Here is a 23221-nt window from a genome sequence, read left to right as displayed (position 1 = left end):
TCGTTTTCTATTAGAGATTTTTTTATTTAACCGCAGAGAACGCAGAGAACGCAGAGGAAGAGAGAATGAGAGGAGATAGGCAGGCGGGGTTTCAACAGTTCAAAAAACAATAAAGGCAAAGCATCTACAACCGGAATTATTTTACAAATTCAAGTTTTTTTCTGCAAATGCTCTGCCTTTATATTACTTTTGCCAGAAGTCTATTGAATACAATCGAAAATCACCAAGCGAAAATCGAAAATCGGCTTATCCTTCCTCCTTAATCTTCTTTAAATAAGTGGAAATCGCTTCTGTAGCTAGCTGCGTGATTGGCTTGCCCTGACGGGCTGCTTCTTCCTTGAGCTCGTTGTAAATTTCATCGCGGACGCTAATTCGACGGCGGACTTTACCACCGCCAGCAGTGGCAGTCTCATTTGCATCGTCGTTACTAGACGTAACTTCTAATTCATTAATCTCAGTTGTCATCGAGTCAGCAGATTGGTAGTTGGTTACAAATTGACGGATAGATTCTAACCCGACGCGATCGCAAAAATTGCCAAAACTCTCGTTCAGTTGCCGTTTTTGCTTGAAATAAACAAAAATCGGCTCCAGAAAAGCTTCAAAATCCTTGACGTGCAGCTTTTCCTCAATGGGTTTTGCCAGCCGCGTTTGGTCGGGAGAACCGCCCAGCCAAATCTGGTAGGATTCCGGGGAACTCCCGACAAACCCCAATTCTGCCATATAAGGACGGGCGCATCCATTTGGGCAACCCGTCATCCGCACCACCAAATGCTCGTCTGCCAAGCCAACTTTGGTCAAAAGTGCGCGAATCCGCTCTAAAATGCTCGGCATCACGCGCTCAGATTCGGTAATCGCTAACCCGCAAGTCGGCATTGCTGGACACGCCATCCCATAGCGCACCAATGGGTCGATCGCAGTTTCCCGCTGAATGCCGCATCGATCGAGTATTCCCTGAATTTCCTGTTTGATATCCGGCGAAACATCGTAAATCAGCACGTTTTGGTGCGGCGTCGCCAGTATCGGCAAGTTGTACTTCTGCACAATTTCCCGCAAAGCCGTTTTTAGCTGAAACGACCCTTCATCCTTGATCCGGCCATTATCCACAGAAATGCCGACAAACAGCTTGCCGTCTCCTTGTTCGTGCCAGCCCAAGAAATCAAAATACTTCCACTCAGGCAGCGGTTTAAAGGCTTCTAGTGGCTTGCCAAAATATTCGGCTACTTTTTCGCGGAACCACTGTACACCTTTGTCGTTAATCAGGTACTTCAGTCGCGCGTGCCGTCTGTCTGTGCGATCGCCGTAATCTCTTTGGGTTGCTACAATTGCCTTGACCAAATCGTAAACATCATCCTTGGCAACATAGCAAATCTCGTCAGCAACCCGCGCAAAAGTTTCTTCTTTATTGTGAGTACGGCCCAAACCGCCGCCAGCAAACACGTCAAAACCTTGCAACTCGCCAGCTTCATTGGTAATTACCACCAAGCTCAAATCCTGAGAGTACAAGTCAATTGAATTGTCTCCCGGCACGGTGACGGAACACTTGAACTTGCGCGGCATATAATGGCTGCCGTAAATCGGTTCTTCTTTGTCGTCGCTAAAGATTGTGCCGTTGCCGTTTTTCTGTCTCGCGGCCTTGACTGCTGGGTCTTCCTCAGCCGAAACGGCTTTTTCCCCATCCAACCAAATTTCGTAATAAGCACCGGTTTGCGGCGTTAGCAAATCGGCGACATTGCTGGCGTATTGCAGCGCATACTGGTATTCTGGGCGATTTTTGTATGGTGCTGGCGGTGCCATGATGTTGCGGTTCAAGTCGCCGCAAGCTCCCAAGGTTGACCCCATATTTTTAATAATTGAGGAAAACACTGCTTTAAGATTTTTTTTCAACACGCCGTGCAGTTGGAAACCTTGGCGCGTTGTGACGCGGATTGTCTGATTGCCGTATTCTTCAGATAGCTTGTCTAAGGCTAAGTATAATTGCGGCGGAGTGAACCCGCCGGGATTGCGGGTGCGGAGCATGAACTGATAATCTTTTTCTTGTCCTTTAACTCGATTGTCGCGGTTGTCTTGCTGGTACGAGCCGTGAAATTTGAGAATCTGAATCCCCTCTTCGGTGAAGTGGGTAGTTTCTTGTAACAGTTCAGTCGCAACGGGTTCTCGTAAATAGTTGCTGCGTTCTTTGAGACCTTCTGATTTAGAGGGTTTGCGCGCAACAGGCGTTGAAGTGGAAGATGTGATCATGGGAATGTATAGTGCCAGTTATAATTAGATACAGCCGATCGAATATTTCTTGACAATTTGACACTTGACAAATTTGCACTTGACAAATCTCCTCAGAAATGCTGTGTCGGATATGTTGACAACTCGGTTAACAAGTCAGTTAACAAGTAAGTTAATAACGGTAATCCGGTAGGAATTCTGATATTGTTCAATTGTAACACGATCGACCCGGGGCTGAAAAATTGTAATTAAGAGTTTATACTTTCGATCGCTTAAGTGTACGAAACTTTAGAAATAATTAACCTCAACCATTGAAACTATGTCACTGTATGACGAAGACACCTTTGTGGTGTTAGAAACAAACCAGTCAGAGCAGTTTTTGACTGCGGCGGAACTGTTAGAAAAGCTGAAAGCCGTGTTAACCGAGGAACACGAAGATTTGCCGCAGGACGTTGATAAAATATCGGGCGTGGAAGCTCAAGCCAAGTATTTGATTGATACTTATTGTGAATTAGATGTCGGGGCTGGAAAATTTTTACAGTGGTATGCTGTGCGCTTGGAAAAGTAATTTTGGGGATGGGGATTGGTAATACAGTTAGCCGTTAGCAGTTAACATTCAAAAATTTTTCAATCTAAAATCCAAAATCTAAAATCTAAAATCGGTTAATCTTCCAACTGTTGAACCGATGATACTTCAACTGCGGTAACATCGATCGTACCGGGCGGTGTCAAGCGACTAAAATGACCTTCCTCTATTTGCAGAGGTTCGCCGCAGTTGGCACACTGAAACTGAGTTTGATTTAAAGCTGTAAATTCGTATTGACAAACTGGACAATTGTCCTCAATTAAATTGCGTTTCAGCCACCACTGAAGCGCGAAAAATGCGACCACAGGCGTCAACAACAAAAAAGCTACTAAAATCAACACTGATTTAACTATCCACCCCAAACCAATAGACACCAACAAATACGCGATGCCCAGCAGTATCAACCAATTGCTAATACGGGGTAGCTTGAAAGATATTTTGGGGGTGCCTTGGTTCACTGTGGTCTCCTTTGGTGTCTTTGCAGGTAGGCATAACTCTATCCTACTCAGAAATTCAGGCGGTCGATCGAGTTAATTTTTCTATTGTACACCCAGAAACCGCTCTCTACGGCATAAGTTTATCTGAGTCAGAGGGTTGAAAAATTCCTTGTAAGGATTGACAAAGGGATTCAAAACTAAATATCGCGAGGGTTTCTTCTCTCAACCAGTCGCGATCGCACCTTTTATCCTCTCCTCGCAGCATTTCCACACAAGCAAGCGCTACTGCTGCTGAATCTCGGTGGGGAACTCGCCATCCCAGTTTACCATCTTGCAGCGGATCGGCCGACCCGTCCGCGTCTCCCGCGAGTACGGGTACTCCGCAAGCCAGCGCTTCCAAATAAACTATACCGAAGCCTTCCTGGGAGGGCATTACATAAGCATCGGCCAACTGGTAATGTGCTGCTAAATTTTCTGTCGGTACAAAACCCGCAAATATTACTCTTTCGGCAATTCCCAAATCTTCAGCGAGTTTGGCTAATCTAGGTCGATCGTCTCCTCTGCCAATAACTAAGTATTTCACATTCGGAAAAGTTTTGGCTATTTGTGGCAAAGCTTGAATAGTGACATCGACGCCTTTGTAAATATCCGTCGATCGCAATCTGGCTACAGTCATCAATATTTTAGCACCAACCAAATTGTACTGCTCTAATAAATCTTGTGGCTTCGGCCCCGTCGTAAATATATTTTCATCTACAGTACAAGGCACTATGTGGAAATTTTCAGGATTTAATTGGTTAATTTTGCAAGTGCGATCGCGCGTGTACCTGCTAATAGTCCAAATACTGTCAGCTTGTCTCATTGCTGTTTGATATTTGGGCGGAAGCGGTTCCCACACTTCCTTGCCATAAGTTAAAATTGTGTAGGGAATTCCCAGTGGCAGGCATAAAGTTTGAATCAGCGGTGCGAGTTTGATATGACCGCAAAAAACCCGTTTCGGTCGTTTTTGCAGCAATCGAGTTAGTAATATTGTAGCAAACGTAAGACGGTCAAACCCGCGATTCTCGGTTTTGAGGTAATAAAATTTCAGATTTTTTGACTCGTAAGGATTGTTGCAGTCTTCGGAATCTCGCAACAGCAAAACTTCAGCTTGGGGCGGTGAGTTGGTCCCTGCGGTTATTGACTGGTAAGCTTTGAGAATGTCTTGAACGTAGGATTGAATGCCGCCTTCGCTGGCAAATATTTCTAGGAAACAGAACACGTAATTTGTCGATCGCATCTCAGATTTAGGCATTGACAGCGCAGACAATTATTGCAGTATAGTGATTTTGCCAAAAAGGGCGATCGCCATTATCCAGAGCTTTTCCACCATATCAAGATGACTGTACTTGCAGGTTTTACATAAAAATATTTGACTCGCCTACTCTCACCGTTAGTTTTGAGCGAAGCTCTGCTTTTTAACTAGGGCTTTTTAACTAGCTGCATGGGTGAGCGCGAGGCTTTGGTTGCAGTTTACTACGATCTACCGTTATTAACAGTAAACTTAATGATTTTTTACAATATCCTACCTCAAGTAAAATTTAAGATTTATTGAGTTGGTGCGGTGCATCCGACCAGACTGCGGATCAGCAGATCGGTGTCGATATAGGAACTCGCATCTTTAGTTTTTGCTAAAAGTTTTGTCTATCCAAAGATAGATATCGAGCCAGTATTGAACTGTTATCATCAGCAAACATAGAGAGTTAAATTCAATATGACTCTGCCAGGTTTTAAAAACAATTTCTGAAAAATTTTGTCGAAAATATTCTCCTAAAATTTTCTAAAACGCTGCTAAAATTAAGGCTCATAAAGCATTGAAAAAAAATCAAGCCGAGTTGATTTTTTCTGCAGGGAAAACCGAGCCTAGATATTCGTATCTAGTCTGTTCGTAAAAGTAGTCTAACGAGCCGAGCAAGAAAGTTTTAAGAGTAGAAAATAAACAAGGTTTTGTACAATCATGTACGAGGAATAGCCTGTCACCTAAAATATTAGGTATTCGAGCTTAAACCTGACAAAAGCTAATCTTAGGTTGGCAACGCCATATTTATGAGCGACTCTCTCCAAACGAGCCTTCATTGGAGTTTGAGGTGAAACGAGTAACGATCGCACTCAGTCTTTTTAGTCTACTCAGCAGCACTCTGGCAAGTTGCACCGCCGCTTCCCAGAACGCTCAAAACAGCACGCAAAAAAGCAACTCCGAACTTTCATCAGTTGCTGTAGCAGTCCGTGACCTCGGCAATCCATTCTTCGTACAAGTTGGCAAGGGCGCTGAGGCCGCAGCCAAGAAAATCGGCGGTGCAAACGTGAGGACAACTCTCGTTTCCAGCGGCGACGATTTAAATCAGCAATTTAATCAAATCGAAAACTTTATTGCCTCTAATGTCAGCATGATTGTACTCAATGCTGCTGACACCAAAGGCATTGCCCCGGCTGTCGAAAAAGCCAAGCAAGCCGGAATTCCGATAATTGCAGTTGATACCGCCGCCGAGGGAGGCGTTGATGCCACAGTTACTTCAAATAACGTGCAAGCTGGCGAAGTAAGTTGTCAATATATAGCCGATCGCTTGAAAGGAAAAGGCAGCGTTGTGATTATCAACGGGCCTCCCGTCGCTTCAGTGGTCGAGCGAGTTCAGGGTTGCCAGAGTGTGTTCTCCAAATATCCCGATCTCAAAGTTCTTTCCAAAGATCAGAACGCAGAAGGTAGTCGCGATGGCGGGTTAAGAGTGATGAGCGATTTGCTTACTTCCTTCCCGAAAATTGATGCTGTTTTTGCAATTAATGACCCCTGTGCCATTGGTGCAGAATTAGCAGCCAAGCAAGCACAAAGGAGCGAGTTCTTTATTGTGGGAGTCGATGGTGCACCTGAAGCTTTAGATGCGCTCAAGCAGAACAACAGTTTATTTGTGGCTACAGCAGCTCAAGATCCATTTCGCATGGCAGCCAAAGCCGTTGAAGTCGGCAACGACATTCTGAAAGGAAAAAAGCCAGCCAATCCAAACATTCTGATTCCAGTCGCGCTGATTACTCGCGAAAACGTCAATCAACATAAAGGCTGGACAAGTGAATAAACCAGGACTTACTGGCAACCGACTGGTTTGTGAAATTACTTCTTTTTGGTAGTCATTCTGCTATTGACAGGAGTAAAGTGGGCAATGCGTACCCTACAGATATACCTGCAATTAATTCCCCAAATTGATTTAGCAAACGTCGAATTGTAATTCGCCTAAAATTACGGTATTTGCGATGGTAAATAGCACTCAAAATTCAATTAAAACTCAGCCCGTCCTCGAAATGCAAGGTATTACAAAAACCTTTCATGGTTTTACAGCCTTGCACGATGTAAATATCACCGTTTACCCAGGCGAAGTCCACGCCCTCATGGGGGAAAACGGTGCGGGCAAAAGTACGCTGATGAAAATTCTGGCGGGAGCCTACATAGCTGATGCAGGCGAAATCAAAATTGACGGTCAAGCTGTTAAGATGACAGACCCCGGTCAAGCCAGAAATTTAGGGATAGCGATTATTTATCAAGAACTCAATCTCGCCCCCAATCTGACAGTTGCTGAAAACATTTTTATGGGCAGCGAGCTGAAGAAAGGAGGTACATTTTTAGACCAAGATGAAATGCGGCGTAGGGCCGCTGAGGTATTAACAAACCTCGACGCCAGTTTTGATGCTGGAGACCTGGTTTCCACACTTTCAATTGCCGAACAGCAGCAAGTGGAAATAGCTAGGGCACTCAAAGATAAAAGCCGAATTTTAGTGATGGACGAGCCGACAGCGGCACTTTCAGACCGCGAAACAGATAAGCTTTTTGAAGTGGTTCGCCGTTTGCGGAATGAGGGCATTGCTATTATTTATATCAGCCACCGGATGGAAGAGATTTATGCCCTTGCCGATCGCGTGAGCGTGATCCGAGATGGCGGATATATTGGCTCTCTTGAAAAGCACGAAATTTCTGCCAATCGCCTGGTGGAAATGATGGTGGGTCGTTCTTTACAGGATTTGTACGAAAACAAGCATCAAATAACACCAGGTGCTGTTGTTCTTGAGGTAACAAATTTAAGCGACGGCCGCAAAGTAAAGCCGGCCACTTTTCAACTTCATGCGGGCGAAATTCTGGGTTTAGCTGGTTTAGTTGGCGCCGGCCGAACAGAACTTGCCCGCCTGATTTTTGGTGCAGATCGAAAGACAAGCGGTGAAATAAAACTCGAAAATCATCCTCTCAATGTCTCAACACCCAATGAAGCAATGGCCGCCGGAATTGCTTACGTGCCCGAAGATCGCAAGGCTCTCGGACTATTTTTGGAGGCAACTTCGGGTGAAAATATCACCATGAATGTCCTCGAGCGAGAAGCAAAAGCTGGCATTATTAACTCAAATTTTCTGTTAAAAATTGTCAATGATGCTATTAATAATTTGCAGATTCGCCTTGCAAGTCCAAGCATCAGGGCAATGGATCTTTCTGGGGGGAATCAGCAGAAGTTGCTGCTAGCGCGTTGGTTGGCTATCAACCCAAAGGTACTTTTGCTAGATGAACCGACGCGGGGTGTGGACATTGGCGCCAAAAGCGAAATTTATCGAATTATTAGCGATTTGGCAGCCAAGGGTGTAGGTATTTTAATGATTTCCAGCGAGTTGCCGGAAATTGTGGGAATGAGCGATCGCGTCTTAGTGATGCGAGCAGGAAGCCTCGTCGGTGAAGTAGGCGGATCGACTGGGGAAAAAATTACGCAAGAGAACATTATGGCTTATGCCACTGGTGCAAAAGAGGTAGTAAAATCATGAGTCAAACGCAAACAAAAACGAACAGAAATTCTGGGGGCGATCGCCAAAAAGCCAGTAAAGCTCAAGCTTGGAAAAATTTCATCCAAGTTGCCGGTATCCTGCCGATTTTGGTTGGCATCTGTATAATTTTTTCCCTGGTAACGCCCAACTTTCTTTCAGTAGGAAATTTGATCAATGTCATCCGGCAAGCCTCGATCAATATTGTCCTAGCTACCGGCATGACTTTTGTGATTTTGACTGGCGGAATTGATCTTTCTGTCGGGTCTATTTTGGGCGTGACTGCCGTAGTCGGGGTACTGGTATCCTTAGTTCCCGGTCTGGGTTGGTTTGCCGTACCGGCTGCGTTAATAGCCGGAGTATTTTTAGGATTACTTAACGGCTCCCTAATTGCCTATTTAGGTTTGCCTCCGTTCATCGTCACCCTGGGTTCTTACACTGCTTTACGGGGAGTTGCTTATTTAGTAGCTAACGGCACTACAGTTATCAATAGAAATTTGAATTTCGCGTGGGTAGGTAACAGCTATGTTGGCCCTATTCCCTGGTTAGTTATTATCGCTTTTCTCGCAGTTTTAGCGAGTTGGTTTGTCTTGCGGCGGACTGTTCTGGGGAGGCATATTTATGCTGTGGGAGGTAACATTCGGGCAGCACGATTGACAGGTATTAAGGTGAGTCGCGTGCTGTTATTTGTCTATGGCGTGAGTGGGTTGCTTTCTGGTTTAGGTGGAATTATGAGCGCGTCGCGCCTCTACAGTGCGACGGGAATGTTGGGGCAAGGCTACGAATTAGACGCGATCGCTGCTGTAATTTTGGGAGGAACGAGTTTTACAGGTGGAATTGGCACTATTTGGGGTACTTTGCTGGGGGCTTTAATTATTGCCCTGCTAAACAATGGACTAACTCTCATGAACGTGTCTTTCTTCTGGCAGTTAGTTGTCAAAGGTCTGGTGATAATTATCGCAGTAACGATTGACAAAGTTCGCACCGGTTCAAGCGCAGCGTAAAGGTATTGCTAATTCGGTGTATCGGTTCCTTATTCGGAGCTTTATCTTATGCACATCCAGCATTTTTATCACCTGATTACTGCTTTTATCCTGGGTTCACCTGCTGTGTTTCTACTAACATCATTACCAAGTTTTGCAGCACCAATTGAGAGATTAGTTGCTTCTGAACCGTTAAATACCTTGGCAGAAAACCCCTTCGGGCAGGTAAATTCTGTCTCTCAACTCTCGGATGTAAAACCGACTGACTGGGCGTTTCAGGCGCTGCAATCTCTAGTAGAACGCTACGGCTGTATTGCCGGTTATCCCGACGGCACCTACAGAGGAAACCGCGCGCTGACGCGGTACGAATTTGCAGCAGGATTGAATAGCTGTCTCGATCGAGTTAGCGAACTAATTGCCGCAGGAACAACCAACCAGATTACTGGGGAAGATTTAGCTATCGTCCAAAAGCTGCAAGCAGAATTTGCAACTGAATTATCGGTGTTGCGGGGTCGAGTCGATGCTCTCGATGCACGCACAGCCGAACTAGAAGCGAATCAGTTCTCCACCACGACTAAGCTGAATGCGGAAATTATCGTGGTGGTAACAGATACCTCGGGCAACAGTGTTGGGGATTCGCGCGATCGCACCAACACTATGGTTGCCAACCGGGGGCGATTAAATTTGGAAACCAGCTTCACCGGTCGCGATATGCTGAGAACCCGTTTGGAATTCGGCAATTTGGGCAGGAGGATTGCCGATGAGACGGGTACAAATATGACGGCCTTGAACTTTGATGGCAATGTCGATAACACAATCACCGTTCCTCACGTATTGTATGTAACGCCGCTGACCTCTAATCTGGCGCTGACCGTCGGCCCCACAGGTGTTGGGTATCCCGATATTACGGATTTACTGACTCCTCCAACGATCGCCAGCGATAGTGAGGGAATTCCCTCGAAGTTCGGACAATACAATCCCCTCTACCGCCGGGGAGGTGGCGGTGCTGCTGTCAACTGGACGATCGTCAAAAACCTCACCCTGACTGTGGGCTATGTAGGCGGAAATCCCAATCTCTCGCAGCAAAGTAACGGTTTATTCAACGGTTCGTACAACGCTCTGGTTCAGCTTGCCTACCGGGGCGATCGCGGAGCAATTGGCGTAGCCTATTCTCGTACCTTTGCGCCAAGCGGTAAAGCCGACCTCACAGGCGGTACGGGCAGTTTTCTGGCTGCGCGACCGTTTGGGGACAATATTGCTACATCCAGCGATTCTGTAGGCGTACAAGGATTCTACCGCCTTGCTCCCCGGTTGCAAGTTCACGGTTGGGGCGTTTATACTCGCGCCAATGCAGAAAATTCCGGTGTTAGCAGCGTTTCTGATGGTAGAGGTGGCGTGGTTTTGCTAAATGTTGACGGCGACGATCGCGCCGATATTGTGTATGCAGCGATCGGGGTAAGTTTCCCAGATGTGGGAGGTGAAGGCAACCTACCGGGGATTTTAGTGGGTTTACCAGGTCGCGTGACGAGCAGTAATGTGCGCCGCGAGCGAGATACTTCCTATCACATTGAAGCTTTCTATCGCTTTCAGGTCAACGACAACATTTCTATCACCCCTGCTGCTTGGGTCGTTGTTAATCCTGAGAATGACAGCCGCAACGACACTCAATGGGTTTGGTTGCTTCGCACTGGCTTTAACTTTTAAGCGGAAAGATATTTTAGTAACCTAGTCCAGGACGCAAAAACCCAGTTTCTTGACGTAATTGCCTCATTTGAGACGATAATCGCGAGAAACCGGGTTTTTTAGACTGATAGTGCATCCAGGGCTTCAATTCCATGCCACACAACAAAAAACCCCTACCATCGCTGGCTGGGGTAGAAAATTATCAGGGTGCATCTACTAATATTTGCAACTATAACATACATTTGTGGGGTGTCACCCTTCATGGGTGACACCCAACGAGGAATTTCGGTCAGAATAAATTATGATTTAATATGCCAATGATTAACAAAGCTTTTATATCATCTCGTTCTGTCCCAGCCGATCTAAAATTTAAGATTTAGAATAAATCTGTGCTAGACCTCAAATTAATCCGAGAAAACCCGCAAGCCGTGCAAGAAAGCCTCAACCTGCGCGGAGGTAACTATGAAATCGAGCCGATTTTGCAATTAGACAAACAGCAGCGAGAGTTGGAAGGCAAGCGATCGCAACTGCAAGCCCGCAGCAACGAAATTGCCAAACTCATCGGTCAAAAAAGAAAATTGGGTTTACCCCTCGAATCACCCGAAATTCAGGAACTGCAAGCAGAAGGCAACGCAGTCGGCACCGAGTCGAACGAACTGCAAGCACAGGAAAAAGACCTAAAAGCTCAAATAGAAGCTTTATTGCTACCGTTGCCCAACTTGCCGGGTTCCTCAACGCCGATCGGCAAAAATGAAGAGGAAAACGTCGAAATCCGGCGCTGGGGAGACGAATACATACCCCAAAATTCTGGTATTTTACCGCACTGGGAAATCGGCGAAAAATTAGGAATCATCAACTTTGAACGGGCAGTAAAAATCGCTCAGCCCCGCTTTGTCAGCTTAATGGGAGCTGGTGCAGCCCTGGAAAGAGCGATTATTCAATTCATGCTCGATCGCCACACAAAAGCCGGTTATGTAGAAGTAATTCCCCCATTTTTAGTTAACACTGAATCCCTCACGGCTACGGGTCAATTACCTAAATTTGCTGAAGAAAGTTTCAAGTGCGATCAAGACGATTTGTGGCTGATTCCTACTTCCGAAGTTCCGGTTGTCAATTTGTACAGAGGCGAAATACTGACAGCAGAACAGTTGCCTATTTATCACTGTTCTTACACTCCTTGCTTTCGCCGCGAAGCTGGCAGTTACGGCAAAGATACGCGGGGATTAATTCGACTGCACCAATTTAATAAAGTTGAATTGGTAAAACTCGTGCATCCGAGTACCTCCGAGGCAGAGCACGAAAAGTTAGTGCAGGATGCTGAGGGAGTTTTGCAGGCGCTGAAATTGCCTTATCGGGCGATCGCACTGTGTACGGGCGACTTAGGTTTCGCGGCGGCAAAAACCTACGATTTAGAGGTGTGGCTGCCATCTGCGGGCAAATACCGCGAGATTTCCAGTTGTTCCAACGTCGCAGATTTTCAGGCGCGGCGGGCAAATATTCGCTTTAAAGAAGCGGGTAAAAAAGGCACTCAATTCGTTCACGCGCTCAACGGTTCCGGTTTAGCTGTGGGCCGCACAATGGCGGCAATTTTGGAGAATTACCAGCAGCCAGACGGAACTGTAAAAGTGCCGGAAGCCTTACAAACCTATTTGGGACGGGAAGTTTTATAGACAAGTTTGTAGTTATATCAAATCTGTTGGCATCGGAATTATGCCTCTCTCTCTTCTCTTCATCGGCGTGAATCTGCGTGAATCCATTGTCATCTGCGGTTGAGAAATTATATTTTTTTTCACCGCAGATACAGGCAGATTAACACAGATTAACGCAGATGAATTAGAGAAATTCCGGTTGCACGGTTCGTGGTTGAATGTTGACTAGATTTTACGCCCGACGATGCTACCGGATTGGATATGACTCGGCTATTGAAATCCCTCCTAGACAAACTTTCGTCCCCGCAGAAGGGGACTAAAAAATAACGTAAAACGCGAAGGCTGTTAGATCCCCGACAACTTCGGCTAAGTCGGGGTTCTGGGTGTTGTATGTTTTATCGACTTCTTCCTTCTTCCGACTTCCATCGGACTGACATCCATTACATCCGTTACATCCGTTACCGAATCCGTTGCCGAACTTCCTTCTACTTAAAGTTTGAGCAACGCTTCTTTGATATTTAATGCTAAAAATCTATCCAATGCTAGATACATCCAATAAACAGATAATTGACTATCGCTGCTAGTCTTCTGAAATCCCAAAGCCAGGGACTGTTTTTCGTACATGGGGTGAATCATCAGGGTGTACAAGTCGCAAAGATTGGGAAAATCTGTTTGCATTTGGCCTAAAACTTTTTGTGAGTCTTCGAGAAAAGCAATGCGGTATTCTGACAAATACTGCGGATCGATCATCCAACTGCGGACAAATACTGACTGGCAATTTATATCTCCTGGTAGCGCCATTTTGAAAGGATCGATATCGGAAATAGAACTTAAATGAAGCCCTTTACTAGGAGCATTAAAAAAATTTACTTCAGATTCGCTAGCTGTGGGATAAAGTAAGTAAAAGCCGACTGGATTGAGATTATCTGAGCGGCGCAAAACTCGCATTCCCTTTGAGTATTGACTGGCAAAAAGCCGGAGTATTTTAGCAATTTTGTGGGGAACGGTGTTAGTGTTTCGGTTCATCCAGTTGTAATTGGTGGCTAATAAATTGGCAACCGGAATCGCGTCGCACCGGGGGTCAAAATTATCTAATTGGAGTTGTACAGGCTTTTGAGGTTCGGCGGCCTCTAAAATTTCTGAAACTGGTTGAATCTGAATTGCCGTAGCGTTACCATCAAAGTGTTTTGCGATTAATCCGAGTGCTGCTAATTTATCTAACATCATTCCGGCGGCGCGATCGCTCCCGCGATCGGAATCACAGTAAAATAGTTCGGCGGCTTCCCGGTGAGTACACTGCACTTCTGTTGCTGGCACTTCCAGTTTGGCCAGCGGTGGTTTGAGACGGGGCTGGCTTTCCTGAAGCTGTTTCACCGATAAGTAAACCCAAAGCCTGATAAAGCATTCAGCCCTAGTGCGAGTTACGCCTACTCGTTTCATCAGCAGCGAAACAGCCGTGCGGCGTTGAGAAGGAGAATACCAAGTATCTAGTTTTGCAATATCCATTTCAGTCGAGAAGCTGCGAAGGAACTCTAGTTACATATTGGCTCAATTACCATAAACTTCACCCCGCTTCAGGTTACTTGTTGCCCCTGTTGCTAAACTTGCCTGATTTCCGGCGACTCTACAAGATAGCTGCTTGCTCCTTTCAAGTTCACTCCTTCTCAAAGCATTATCAATTTTAGATATTTCCTGGCTTGATTTAACAAACGAACGAACCCGAGTAAATTAGCAACTTTAGAGGTTTACGCCATGTACAGTGCTTATATCAATCGGATCGGAAAATTTTTGCCGGGAGAACCGATTAATAACGATGAGATGGAAGAGTATCTCGGCAAAATTGCCTCGCGCCCTTCGAGAGTCAGGCAGCGAATTCTCAACAGCAACGGCATTCAACAGCGCTACTACGCGATCGACAAACAGCAGCAAACACTATATTCTAACAGCCAAATGGCAGCGTTTGCCGTCCGTGACGCGATTTCTCAGTCAAATCTGGAAGCAGGGGCGATCGACTTATTGGTCTGCGCTACCACTTTACCAGACTTATTAGTACCGGGATTTGCCAGCACAGTACACGGCGAACTTTCCGAATTATACCCCCTAGAAATACTGTCAACTCAAGGAGTTTGCTGTGCCGGAGTTAGTGCTTTAAATTACGCCGCCTCTCAAATCGAACTCGGCAAAAAACAAACCGCCATTGCCGTCGCTTCCGAATTTCCCTCGCGCCTGTTCAAGAACACCAAATTTGAAGCAAAGACTTCAGTGCAAGCGGGAAAACCCCTGCCTTTCGATACAGAATTTCTGCGCTGGATGTTCTCCGACGATGCGGGAGCATTGTTGCTCCAAAACCATCCTAACGCGACAGGAATCAGCTTAAAAATAGAATAGATTGAACTCGTTTCTTACGCCAATGCTTATCCTGTTTGTATGTATTCAGGATTAGCCAACGAAAAATCCCCTAAAAGCTGGTTGGATTATTCCTCCTATCTCGATGCAGCCACAGCGGGAGCTTTTGACTTGCGGCAAAATATTCCCTTGCTGGAAAATGTAATGAAATTAGGCGTTGAAGGTTGGCTGCGGCTGATTAAAGCCGGGAGAGTTTGTCCGCAGGAAATCGACTGGCTGCTGTGCCACTATTCGTCTCACTTTTTACGGGGGCAAATTGTAGAACTTCTGGAACAAGCAGGCTGCATGATTCCTGAAGAAAAATGGTTTACCAACTTATATACACGGGGAAATACAGGCTGCGCCTCGATTTATTTAATGTTAGAGGACTTGTTAAATTCGGGCAAGTTGCAGCCTGGACAGAAAATCTTTTGTTTTGTCCCGGAAAGCGGCCAGTTTACAACGGCATATATGATGTTAACTGCTGTGGAAAATACCCATAAGCCTATGAGTTCTCAAATTTCTAACTTTCATGAGGTTCCCGAAGCTTCGCCTCTCAAAAGCGTTAAACCCGAACACCCCAACTCTCCGCAAGCTTATTTGTTGCGGGAGTTAGCATGGATTTGGCTGAAGTTCGATCGCGAAATTCGTTCTGTTACCATTGTCCGCAAATTGTACCGAGGAGAGTTTACAATAGAAGATTATCAAGCTTTGCTGTGCAATCTCCGGCCGCAAGTTGTAGAGGGAGCTCGCTGGATTGCTCGCGCTGCTTCTAACATGAGTGACTTTCGCCTGCGATCGACTTTTATCGGTCATGCTCAAGACGAACACCGCGACTATCAAATGCTAGAACAAAATTATGTTTCTGTGGGCGGTGAATTGGCAAAAATTGTGGAATATGATAAGAATATTGGCAGCGAAGCACTATCAGCTTTTATCTTCCACCAAGCATCGCGGGAAAATCCGGTTGATTTAATTGGCAGTATGTTTATTATCGAAGGATTGGGCAATCGGTTGGCGGGAAAGTGGGCAAAACAAATTCAAGAAACTCTCGGTTTGCAATCCGAACAAGTATCGTTTTTAGCTTATCACGGATCTAATGACCAGTCGCATTTAGCCAAGCTGGAAAATTTGATTAATGCCGAATGGATGACAGAGGATATTGCCCGCCGCATTGTCAAAACCGCTCGCGTTACTGCTCGTTTATATTTGCTACACTTGGAGGAAATTCGATAATGCAAAAGCTGCAAAAACAAGATACCTAAAATCTCCCAGATGAGCGAAAAATCCCTTACGCTACCAAACCCTATAACCGCCGATATCCGAATGTTTAGGATGTGCTGTTTTGCGATCGAGCTATTCCCGTCGATTTAGTTGCAAAAGCATACATGATGCGGGATTTGAAAAACTGGACTCGCAATTATTTACTCATCCATATCAAAGTAATTGCTAACTTGTTGCTGGCGGTAATTATGACAACAAAGCGCCTGTTGCCATTTCAATTCTGCGCTTACACTTTAATGCACAAATCGGCTGCATTTTTTTTAAATAACTTTGTCTCGCCAGAAGCTTGTTATTTAATTGTCCGACACATCTGCATCGGCTCCAACATTATCAACTTTTTGATTGACAACGGCCCCGACACCCAGATAGAAAAGTCAAAGCTTTATCCGCGCACTGTTAACGATTTAGCTGACAATGCGTTTCTCTAACACGACTTAATTCTCTATAACTTTGTCTGGGATTACAACCAGGCAATGCTGACAAATCCTAACTGGTTGCAACCCGTCAAAAAACTGGGAATCAATTATGATAGCATTCAACCAGTAGAAGTTGCCATAGATTTTGAAAAACGCCGATGGCTAAAGATTCTGGATTTAGAATCGGCGATCGAATTCTTTAAAGTCTTTTATTCTCTGTGTTTGACTAGCGACGAATTTGCGCGAGCAGTGATGTCGCTTCAGTTAGATGAAAATTTTGGAGTGTACGTCAGCGAGATTACCGGAAATTGCGACTGGAATCATGTAATTGCAATCGCGATCCGCTACCGCTCAACAGTCCATTTAATGCGGCACGCAACTTGTTTTTCCACGGGATAGTTTCGGAATATCTCTATCGGTATTTGGAACTGCAAAAAGAGATAAACTTAACTCGGATTAAATAACCCTAAATACCGTAGGAGCGGGTTTTACCAATAATATTTAATAATAGCAAACAATCTCGTAAACCCGCCCCATACCACTAATAATCTACGTAAACCCTTTCTTGGATATAATAAAAAAAATTATCTTCCAATTGACCGTTGAGCGAGGTGGGTTTACGAGATTGTTGGTTTTAGGCATAGATGGTTTGTAAAACCAGCCCCTAGGCAATCTGAAATTATAATTAATTTTTCAGGTATAAAATTAATAGGAAAACTCAAGCTGCTGCTAGCTGTGATTGTTCTGCTGCTTGAGGCAAAGTCTGACTTACAACTATCCACTTGCCTGTAATTGGGTCGCGGTAAGTAATAAAGGGATTAGATTTTAAAGGTTGACTGCAAGGTTTAGCGCCCATCTCTACACACTCCCTATAAATGGCATTGAATAACTACTACAACACCATACCTTTAATAATCGGCTATTTTGCCTAAAATCCGCGTGATTTTTACCTCAACAATAGGTGATATTTTAGGTATATTTTGGTGACATAGAACACTGCCTAATGTGATTTAAAACTGCGTTGGCAGTGAGCAGTATCACCAAAAACCTTGCGAAAAAAAAATCTGCCTTCTGGTTTTTACCTTCTACCTTTAAGCAGACCACTATTTTCAGTATACATCTGATATTATTAAGTAAGGTAAAGACGTTTATCAGAGATCCCCTCACAAACTTATGGTGCTATTTGGATTTGGCAAAAAGTCGAGCCTGCCCTCTCCCCAAGAGGCATTACCGGGACGGGCCGAGTCGATGTCGGTACCGGCAAGTCACTTTGTTAACGGCAATCCGCTCAAACCTCCTTTTCCAAACGGCATGGAGACTGCCTTGTTTGGCCTGGGCTGTTTTTGGGGAGCAGAACGTAAATTTTGGCAACAAAATGGAGTTTTTTCGACCGCTGTTGGCTACGCGGCCGGGATTACTCCGAATCCTACTTACAATGAAGTTTGCAGCGGGATGACGGGACATAATGAAGTAGTTCTGGTTGTGTTCGATCCCAAAGTAATTAGTTACGAAACGCTGCTCAAAGTTTTTTGGGAAAGTCACAATCCTACTCAAGGAATGCGTCAGGGCAATGATTCGGGTACTCAGTATCGATCGGGCATTTACACGTATTCAGCCAGCCAAAAGCAGCTAGCTGAAGCTTCGCGCGATGCTTACCAGCAAGCTTTGACTCCAGCCGGTTACGGCAAGATTACCACTGAAATTATTGATGCTCCTGAGTTTTATTACGCAGAAAGCTATCATCAGCAGTATCTTGCTAAAAACCCGAACGGTTATTGCGGCTTGGGCGGTACTAAGGTTTGTTTGCCTGCTATGTCTCAGGCTTAAAAATTGACCCAGCTTAGGGATAGGGACACATAGTTCAGGACAAAACATTGTTGTGTCCCTAAAACATAGATCAGGAGACAACAATGTTGTCTCCCTACAATATATCTGGTAGGCCGTTACTCCTAGCCCGCCACAAAAAGCGGAATATGTTAGTAGTTGAAAATAGGTAATAAATGCTGAATGCTGTTGTAATTATCAATATACTAATATCTGTAGTCTGTTTTTATATCGCTGCGAGAGTGTGGAAAATCAGGCGGACGATCGCACGTTTGGAACTTCGGATCGCAGCAATCGAACGCTGTAGCCGCAATGTCCTCAGTACGACGCCGGATTTCCTTGGTAAAAGGCAGCAAGGTACCCGCCAACTACGACGGCGTTATCAACAACTAGAATTGCAACTGCAACAGGTTCAGCAACTTTTGGGATTGCTGGGTTTGGGACGGATGCTTTGGTCCAGGCGCGATCGACGTTTGAGGTAAGCTATCCTAAAATTGCCGCCTGTGCTGACTCCCTAGGGTTTTCAACAATATTTCTATCTTTGTAAAGGGCTGCGATCGGGCAAACGCCCCTAAAATTGGTGTATGGAGAGAAGTTATAAAAATGTCAACTAAACGTTCAGGATTATTTATTGGCGGTTTGCTTGTGGGTTCTGCGATCGGGGCGGTGACTGGCTTGCTGATGGCACCGCGACCGGGCAAGGAGACGCGCCAGATATTGAAAAAATCGGCCGATGCTTTGCCGGAGTTGGCGGAAGATTTATCGACTAGCGTGCAGTTGCAGGCCGATCGACTTTCTGAAACTGCAATTCGGAATTGGGACGAAACTTTGATTAGACTCAAAGAGGCGATCGCGGCAGGTTTGGAAGCGACTCAGCGGGAACGCCAAACCCTGTCGGAAGCTGAATCTGAAGTGAGTCCCCCGTCGCGCCCCCCCATCCGCTAAATGCCATGAAATTCTCAACCCCCAATCCCAGATTCAAGTGAGTGATCCCATATTTTGGCTAGGACTTTCAATTTTGCTAGTGGCAGTTAGCCTGACTGCTGTTTTAGTGACTTTAATACCTGCGGTGCAAGCGCTGGCACGGGCGGCCCGCAGCGTGGAAAAGCTCGCTGACACACTTTCTCGCGAATTTCCGCCCACTTTGGAGGCGATTCGGTTGACGGGGCTGGAAATTAGCGAGTTGACGGATGATGTCAGCGAGGGAGTACAAAGTGCGGGCGAGGTTGTCAAACAGGTCGATCGAAGTATTGGTAGCGCCAAAAAGCAGGCGCAAAACGTCCAGGTAACTACTCGCAGCGTGGTGACTGGGATTAAGGCTGCTTGGAAAACTTTAACTCGGAAGCCGCCGATTTCTGGGACAAATCGCCGGTCAACAGAGAGATTGTCGCCGAGTCAAAGAAGTGCGCTTTCGCTAAGGGATTCGGGTTTAGAGGACAGGTATTCTGGGGTTTACGGTGCGGGTGCGAGTAATGGGGAATCGCCCAGGTTGAGGAGTAGCGAGGGTTCGGCTTTACCGGGGGATGCTGAAGAGTTTGAGGAAGTGTCGAAGGATTCTTGATTGCCCCCAATTTCTCATCATCCCTCAACAGCACACCCATCCCACCAGCAAGGATTCTTATCAATAAAATCCATCAAAGCATCATACTTAGGCGAACCCTTTTGTTCCACATACTCCAAAGCCCCCCAACTTCCCCACTTACTAAATGAACTCACATCTACAAAGTGCATGAAAAGACTGCCTCCAGCCTGTTTCCAACTATTCAGTAATTGGGTGTACATATCATACATTTCTGGGCGCCTATTTAATTCCATAAAAAACTTGCTCAGTTTTTCGTTATTCTCAACTCCTTGAATACCTACAATATGTTGACCCCCCTCGTAAACAAATAACTTGAGTCCTTTTTTTTGAGCCACACCTAAGTAATACCTAAAGTCATTATCAACATCGGGCAAACTATCTTTGAAGCCCGGAAGTAACCCACCCTCTCTTAATTGCTTAAAAGCTTTGCCAAACCCGCCATCTGCGTCATTCAACCAAGACTCTACTGTGCTGACACTTTCTTTCCCGCCCAAGTTTCCGCTAAAATATCCACCTATGGCTACGGCATCAATACCGTGTTGATAACAAGGTTTATTGCCCTCAGCTACCCAATAGGGACAATCTAAAGCATAATTGCCTAACTCTTTCCAAGCTCTTTGAGTTCCTAACACGCAGACAACTCGATTCTTTTGATCCCCAAAGACGCCTTTCCAGATATCGCACATTTGAGCACTACGCATTCCGTGCCATTGCATAAAAGCATCGCCTTTATCTCCCCACCTCGCTTTACCTTGTTCCAAGGCATAATTCGATTGTCGAAATGACCAATTCCAAACCTCATTAGAATACTCTACATTAACTTTCAGCTTTGGATCTAAACTATCTTTGACCATTTTAGCAAAGTTAGTCATATATTCATCCGTAGCCTGATGCGGCATATTAAACCAGGGTTCTGCTTGGACTTTGTTAGTTAAATTCACCATAACTTCTATGGGAACATTTCCTCTGTAAGCATAGGATACACTCTCTGTTTTCGGTCGGTTTGACCATTCTTTTTGTTCAGAACCATTTGTATCCATCCAGTCCATAAAACGCAAGGTCCTAAATTTTTTAATTTTTTCTATAAACAGCGGATTAAATATTTCACCCCTTTGAAAAAGGTCTTCATCTTGGGAGCGAACCACTTTAATATTGCGGATATAGTTCCCTGTTTTCTTAGGATCGGTAGCAGTAATTGTAATCATTATGCCTCCCCCTTGTGTGGCATCCACATTAATGATATCCCTGCCTGGTTTCGACGCAGCCTCATCTTTTTTGCCATCAAATTGATATTCGATCGCACCTTCACCCTCATAAGTAACAATATATTGCCCTGAAGGATAGCGATTGGGGATTTCCCTAAGTAATAGCGTACTTACCCTAGTATATTTAGGAGCATCTTCGGGCGATGGGAGAGACTTCACCCACCCATTTTCATCAAGATTTAAAAGATTATACTCCTCTGTATCCCATTCACCTTTACAGTTTGGTTGTCCGCTAACGCATTGAGTTATCCATTGTCTAGAAGATTTGAAAGCATCTAAAAAGGGTAATTGTGTGGAGTAGTCAGCAATACCATTAAGCCCAACTCCTAAAGAAGAGCGAGAATTTGACGTATTTTGTACATTTGCACGCATCGCTACTGTGTTATCTACTTGCTGTACTGGTGTGGGAGCAATATTAGTTGTTAAAGCCCAACATCCGGGAATGAAAATGACAAAAATTAATAAACCCAGCACAAAGCCCAGAGCTTTTTTGTTCGATCGGATACTTAATCGAGACATAAATTTGACTAATTTGATTGTTTTAGGTAAAATCGAAGCGGGTGCGACCAGTTTTAATTTTGATATTTTATCAAAAAGTTCCTTCTCAAACTATCTGCTATAAGATTATTAACATTTTTGTCTCTCAATGGAGGGGCGATCGCCCTTACTGTGCCCAAGTGCGATCGTCCTTATCTAACTTCTATTCTCCTCACATTCCTAAGCAACTGCAAGTTCATATTGCAGAACTAAAATTTCATCAGCTTTCAACATAGCCATAGCATATTCACTCCCTTGACTATCAGCAAACTCCACTAAATACTGACATTCTTTTCCCGTCTCATACAGTTCAACAATAGTTCCCACAAGTCCAACTGGCAAACTAGAAATAGATGCGTATTCTGGTTCCACTAGCGCTAATCGCGTATTTGAAATCGGCTTGAGAATCGCAACAGAATCCAAAACTCTAAAGTGTTTAATCATAGTTTAAGAAAAGCTGAAATTCAAAAACGGTTAGAATTAGTTGAAGTAATTTCCCAGAAGTACCTTTTCAAGATTTTTAGGGGCAGGTTTAGTTAGGATATACGCAATCGCAGCGAGTTTACCCCTTTCACGCACCCGCCCTCCCTACGCTAGGATTTACACCTTACTTAGGCCTTAAGTTCGCGCTGCTAAACTCAGAAGCCACAATCATCGACCCAATCCCCGCATCCGTAAATATTTCTTGCAGCAAAGCATGAGGAATTCGACCGTCAATAATGTGAGCACCCTTCACACCCTGAGCCAAACTCCGCACACAACAATTAACTTTCGGAATCATCCCCCCAGACACAACTCCAGACTCAACCAACTCTCTTGCTTCTTGAATATCTAACTTAGCAATCAAACTATCCGGCTTGTGATAATCCTCTAAAATTCCCGCAGTATCGGTCATCAAAATCAACTTTTCTGCTCCCAAACCAGCCGCAATTTCCCCAGCTACCGTGTCAGCATTAATGTTGTAAGATTGACCGTTTTCATCGGCTGCCACACTCGACACCACCGGAATATAACCGCTGTTGACCAAAGACTCCAAAATCTGGATTTTCACGCCGCTGACTTCACCCACAAACCCAATTCCTTCCCGGCCATCTGGACGAGCTTGAATCAGATTGGCATCCTTGCCACACAATCCCACTGCTTTGCCACCAGCTTGGTTGATTAACGAAACAATTTCCTTATTTACTTTACCCACCAAAACCATTTCTACAACTTCCATTGTCGCCGCATCAGTCACGCGCAAACCATCCTTAAATTGCGGCTCAATTCCTAATTTTTCCAGCCAAATATTAATTTCCGGGCCACCGCCGTGAACCACAACCGGACGCATCCCCACGCAAGCTAGCAGCACAATATCCCGAACCACCTTGTCTTTGAGATTGCTATCTTTCATCGCCGCACCGCCATATTTGACTACAATGGTGCGACCGGCAAAGTGTTGAATGTAAGGCAGTGCTTCGGACAGCACCTCTACTCGATTAGTGTCCGAATTCCTAACAAAATCGCTTTGTTTGAGCATGGGTAAATTACAGAAGACTAAAAACTTAAT

20 protein-coding genes and 1 pseudogene are annotated in these 23221 nt (G+C 45.0%); 13 read left to right on the top strand and 8 right to left on the bottom strand.

Going from position 1 to position 23221, the window contains the following annotated elements; all coding sequences use genetic code 11:
- Positions 1–246: 246 nt before the first annotated feature.
- Positions 247–2238 carry a sulfite reductase, ferredoxin dependent gene (gene sir / locus QUA42_RS00735; RefSeq protein WP_333134227.1) on the bottom strand — a complete coding sequence of 664 codons (1992 nt, stop codon included), beginning with the start codon at positions 2236–2238 and terminating at the stop codon, positions 247–249.
- Between the two features lie 298 nt (positions 2239–2536).
- Between sir and QUA42_RS00730 the strand changes: the two genes are divergently transcribed.
- Positions 2537–2785 carry a chlororespiratory reduction protein 7 gene (locus QUA42_RS00730; RefSeq protein WP_333034902.1) on the top strand — a complete coding sequence of 83 codons (249 nt, stop codon included), beginning with the start codon at positions 2537–2539 and terminating at the stop codon, positions 2783–2785.
- Positions 2786–2880: 95 nt separating this feature from the next.
- Here QUA42_RS00730 and QUA42_RS00725 read toward each other — a convergent pair whose 3' ends face one another.
- Positions 2881–3261: a hypothetical protein gene (locus tag QUA42_RS00725; protein WP_333134225.1), complete on the bottom strand. Its 381-nt coding sequence runs from the start codon at positions 3259–3261 to the stop codon at positions 2881–2883.
- Between the two features lie 106 nt (positions 3262–3367).
- Entirely contained in the window at positions 3368–4534 is a 1167-nt protein-coding gene (locus QUA42_RS00720) for a glycosyltransferase family 4 protein (RefSeq protein ID WP_333134223.1), read from the bottom strand.
- Between the two features lie 832 nt (positions 4535–5366).
- Between QUA42_RS00720 and QUA42_RS00715 the strand changes: the two genes are divergently transcribed.
- The 5 genes from QUA42_RS00715 (at position 5367) to serS (ending at position 12400) form a co-directional block, all read left to right on the top strand.
- On the top strand, positions 5367–6347 hold the full coding sequence (locus tag QUA42_RS00715; RefSeq protein ID WP_333134221.1) for an ABC transporter substrate-binding protein: 981 nt from the start codon (positions 5367–5369) through the stop codon (positions 6345–6347).
- A gap of 175 nt (positions 6348–6522) precedes the next feature.
- Positions 6523–8067, top strand: coding sequence for a sugar ABC transporter ATP-binding protein (locus QUA42_RS00710; RefSeq protein WP_333134219.1), 1545 nt, complete (start codon positions 6523–6525; stop codon positions 8065–8067).
- A complete protein-coding gene (locus tag QUA42_RS00705; protein ID WP_333134217.1) occupies positions 8064–9068 on the top strand; it encodes an ABC transporter permease subunit in 1005 nt (334 codons plus the stop codon). The genes QUA42_RS00710 and QUA42_RS00705 overlap by 4 nt, the downstream gene beginning before the upstream one ends.
- Before the next feature lie 48 nt (positions 9069–9116).
- On the top strand, positions 9117–10751 hold the full coding sequence (locus QUA42_RS00700) for an iron uptake porin (protein WP_333134215.1): 1635 nt from the start codon (positions 9117–9119) through the stop codon (positions 10749–10751).
- Between the two features lie 368 nt (positions 10752–11119).
- Positions 11120–12400, top strand: coding sequence for a serine--tRNA ligase (serS, locus tag QUA42_RS00695; RefSeq protein WP_333134213.1), 1281 nt, complete (start codon positions 11120–11122; stop codon positions 12398–12400).
- Positions 12401–12868: 468 nt separating this feature from the next.
- On the opposite strand, the gene QUA42_RS00690 is transcribed toward serS, so the two are convergent.
- Positions 12869–13885: a hypothetical protein gene (locus QUA42_RS00690; protein WP_333134211.1), complete on the bottom strand. Its 1017-nt coding sequence runs from the start codon at positions 13883–13885 to the stop codon at positions 12869–12871.
- Positions 13886–14131: 246 nt separating this feature from the next.
- Here QUA42_RS00690 and QUA42_RS00685 point away from each other — a divergent pair, with 246 nt between their 5' ends.
- From QUA42_RS00685 to QUA42_RS27630, 3 genes and pseudogenes are all read left to right on the top strand, one after another.
- Positions 14132–14767, top strand: coding sequence for a hypothetical protein (locus QUA42_RS00685; protein ID WP_333134209.1), 636 nt, complete (start codon positions 14132–14134; stop codon positions 14765–14767).
- Positions 14768–14806: 39 nt separating this feature from the next.
- Positions 14807–16000 (top strand): 3-oxoacyl-[acyl-carrier-protein] synthase III C-terminal domain-containing protein, encoded by a 1194-nt coding sequence (locus QUA42_RS00680; RefSeq protein WP_333134207.1) that lies wholly within the window; start codon positions 14807–14809, stop codon positions 15998–16000.
- A 152-nt stretch (positions 16001–16152) separates the two neighbouring features.
- Positions 16153–16863 (top strand): annotated as a pseudogene (locus QUA42_RS27630) (DUF6999 family protein).
- Positions 16864–17182: 319 nt separating this feature from the next.
- On the opposite strand, the gene QUA42_RS00665 reads toward QUA42_RS27630, so the two are convergent.
- A complete protein-coding gene (locus tag QUA42_RS00665; RefSeq protein ID WP_333134199.1) occupies positions 17183–17320 on the bottom strand; it encodes a hypothetical protein in 138 nt (45 codons plus the stop codon).
- A gap of 317 nt (positions 17321–17637) precedes the next feature.
- Between QUA42_RS00665 and msrA the strand changes: the two genes are divergently transcribed.
- From msrA to QUA42_RS00645, 4 genes are all read left to right on the top strand, one after another.
- On the top strand, positions 17638–18291 hold the full coding sequence (msrA, locus tag QUA42_RS00660) for a peptide-methionine (S)-S-oxide reductase MsrA (RefSeq protein WP_333134197.1): 654 nt from the start codon (positions 17638–17640) through the stop codon (positions 18289–18291).
- Positions 18292–18464: 173 nt separating this feature from the next.
- Positions 18465–18770: a hypothetical protein gene (locus tag QUA42_RS00655; RefSeq protein ID WP_333134195.1), complete on the top strand. Its 306-nt coding sequence runs from the start codon at positions 18465–18467 to the stop codon at positions 18768–18770.
- A gap of 121 nt (positions 18771–18891) precedes the next feature.
- A complete protein-coding gene (locus QUA42_RS00650; protein WP_333059922.1) occupies positions 18892–19233 on the top strand; it encodes a YtxH domain-containing protein in 342 nt (113 codons plus the stop codon).
- A 37-nt stretch (positions 19234–19270) separates the two neighbouring features.
- Complete coding sequence (locus tag QUA42_RS00645) at positions 19271–19849, top strand: DUF948 domain-containing protein (RefSeq protein WP_333134193.1); 579 nt, start codon at positions 19271–19273, stop codon at positions 19847–19849.
- A 17-nt stretch (positions 19850–19866) separates the two neighbouring features.
- On the opposite strand, the gene QUA42_RS00640 is transcribed toward QUA42_RS00645, so the two are convergent.
- The 3 genes from QUA42_RS00640 to argB form a co-directional block, all read right to left on the bottom strand.
- Positions 19867–21654, bottom strand: coding sequence for a cellulose-binding protein (locus QUA42_RS00640; protein ID WP_333134191.1), 1788 nt, complete (start codon positions 21652–21654; stop codon positions 19867–19869).
- Positions 21655–21852: 198 nt separating this feature from the next.
- Positions 21853–22116, bottom strand: coding sequence for a DUF4926 domain-containing protein (locus QUA42_RS00635; protein WP_333034923.1), 264 nt, complete (start codon positions 22114–22116; stop codon positions 21853–21855).
- Positions 22117–22279: 163 nt separating this feature from the next.
- Positions 22280–23191 (bottom strand): acetylglutamate kinase, encoded by a 912-nt coding sequence (gene argB, locus QUA42_RS00630; protein ID WP_333034924.1) that lies wholly within the window; start codon positions 23189–23191, stop codon positions 22280–22282.
- Between the last annotated feature and the right edge of the window lie 30 nt (positions 23192–23221).

It is taken from the genome of Microcoleus sp. Pol11C2 (assembly GCF_036701505.1).
Taxonomy (GTDB): domain Bacteria; phylum Cyanobacteriota; class Cyanobacteriia; order Cyanobacteriales; family Microcoleaceae; genus Microcoleus.
Note: the sequence above shows the minus strand (reverse complement) of the source record. Positions and strands in the feature narration are given on the sequence as shown.

Coding starts and splice junctions, on each gene's coding strand:
- QUA42_RS00640 (WP_333134191.1), bottom strand. CDS start 21,654: ATGTCTCGATTAAGTATCCGATCGAACAAAAAAGCTCTGGGCTTTGTG.
- argB (WP_333034924.1), bottom strand. CDS start 23,191: ATGCTCAAACAAAGCGATTTTGTTAGGAATTCGGACACTAATCGAGTA.
- QUA42_RS00635 (WP_333034923.1), bottom strand. CDS start 22,116: ATGATTAAACACTTTAGAGTTTTGGATTCTGTTGCGATTCTCAAGCCG.
- QUA42_RS00705 (WP_333134217.1), top strand. CDS start 8,064: ATGAGTCAAACGCAAACAAAAACGAACAGAAATTCTGGGGGCGATCGC.
- QUA42_RS00720 (WP_333134223.1), bottom strand. CDS start 4,534: ATGCCTAAATCTGAGATGCGATCGACAAATTACGTGTTCTGTTTCCTA.
- QUA42_RS00690 (WP_333134211.1), bottom strand. CDS start 13,885: ATGGATATTGCAAAACTAGATACTTGGTATTCTCCTTCTCAACGCCGC.
- QUA42_RS00710 (WP_333134219.1), top strand. CDS start 6,523: ATGGTAAATAGCACTCAAAATTCAATTAAAACTCAGCCCGTCCTCGAA.
- sir (WP_333134227.1), bottom strand. CDS start 2,238: ATGATCACATCTTCCACTTCAACGCCTGTTGCGCGCAAACCCTCTAAA.
- QUA42_RS00700 (WP_333134215.1), top strand. CDS start 9,117: ATGCACATCCAGCATTTTTATCACCTGATTACTGCTTTTATCCTGGGT.
- QUA42_RS00665 (WP_333134199.1), bottom strand. CDS start 17,320: ATGGGCGCTAAACCTTGCAGTCAACCTTTAAAATCTAATCCCTTTATT.
- QUA42_RS00685 (WP_333134209.1), top strand. CDS start 14,132: ATGTACAGTGCTTATATCAATCGGATCGGAAAATTTTTGCCGGGAGAA.
- QUA42_RS00680 (WP_333134207.1), top strand. CDS start 14,807: ATGTATTCAGGATTAGCCAACGAAAAATCCCCTAAAAGCTGGTTGGAT.
- msrA (WP_333134197.1), top strand. CDS start 17,638: ATGGTGCTATTTGGATTTGGCAAAAAGTCGAGCCTGCCCTCTCCCCAA.
- QUA42_RS00655 (WP_333134195.1), top strand. CDS start 18,465: ATGCTGAATGCTGTTGTAATTATCAATATACTAATATCTGTAGTCTGT.
- QUA42_RS00650 (WP_333059922.1), top strand. CDS start 18,892: ATGTCAACTAAACGTTCAGGATTATTTATTGGCGGTTTGCTTGTGGGT.
- QUA42_RS00730 (WP_333034902.1), top strand. CDS start 2,537: ATGTCACTGTATGACGAAGACACCTTTGTGGTGTTAGAAACAAACCAG.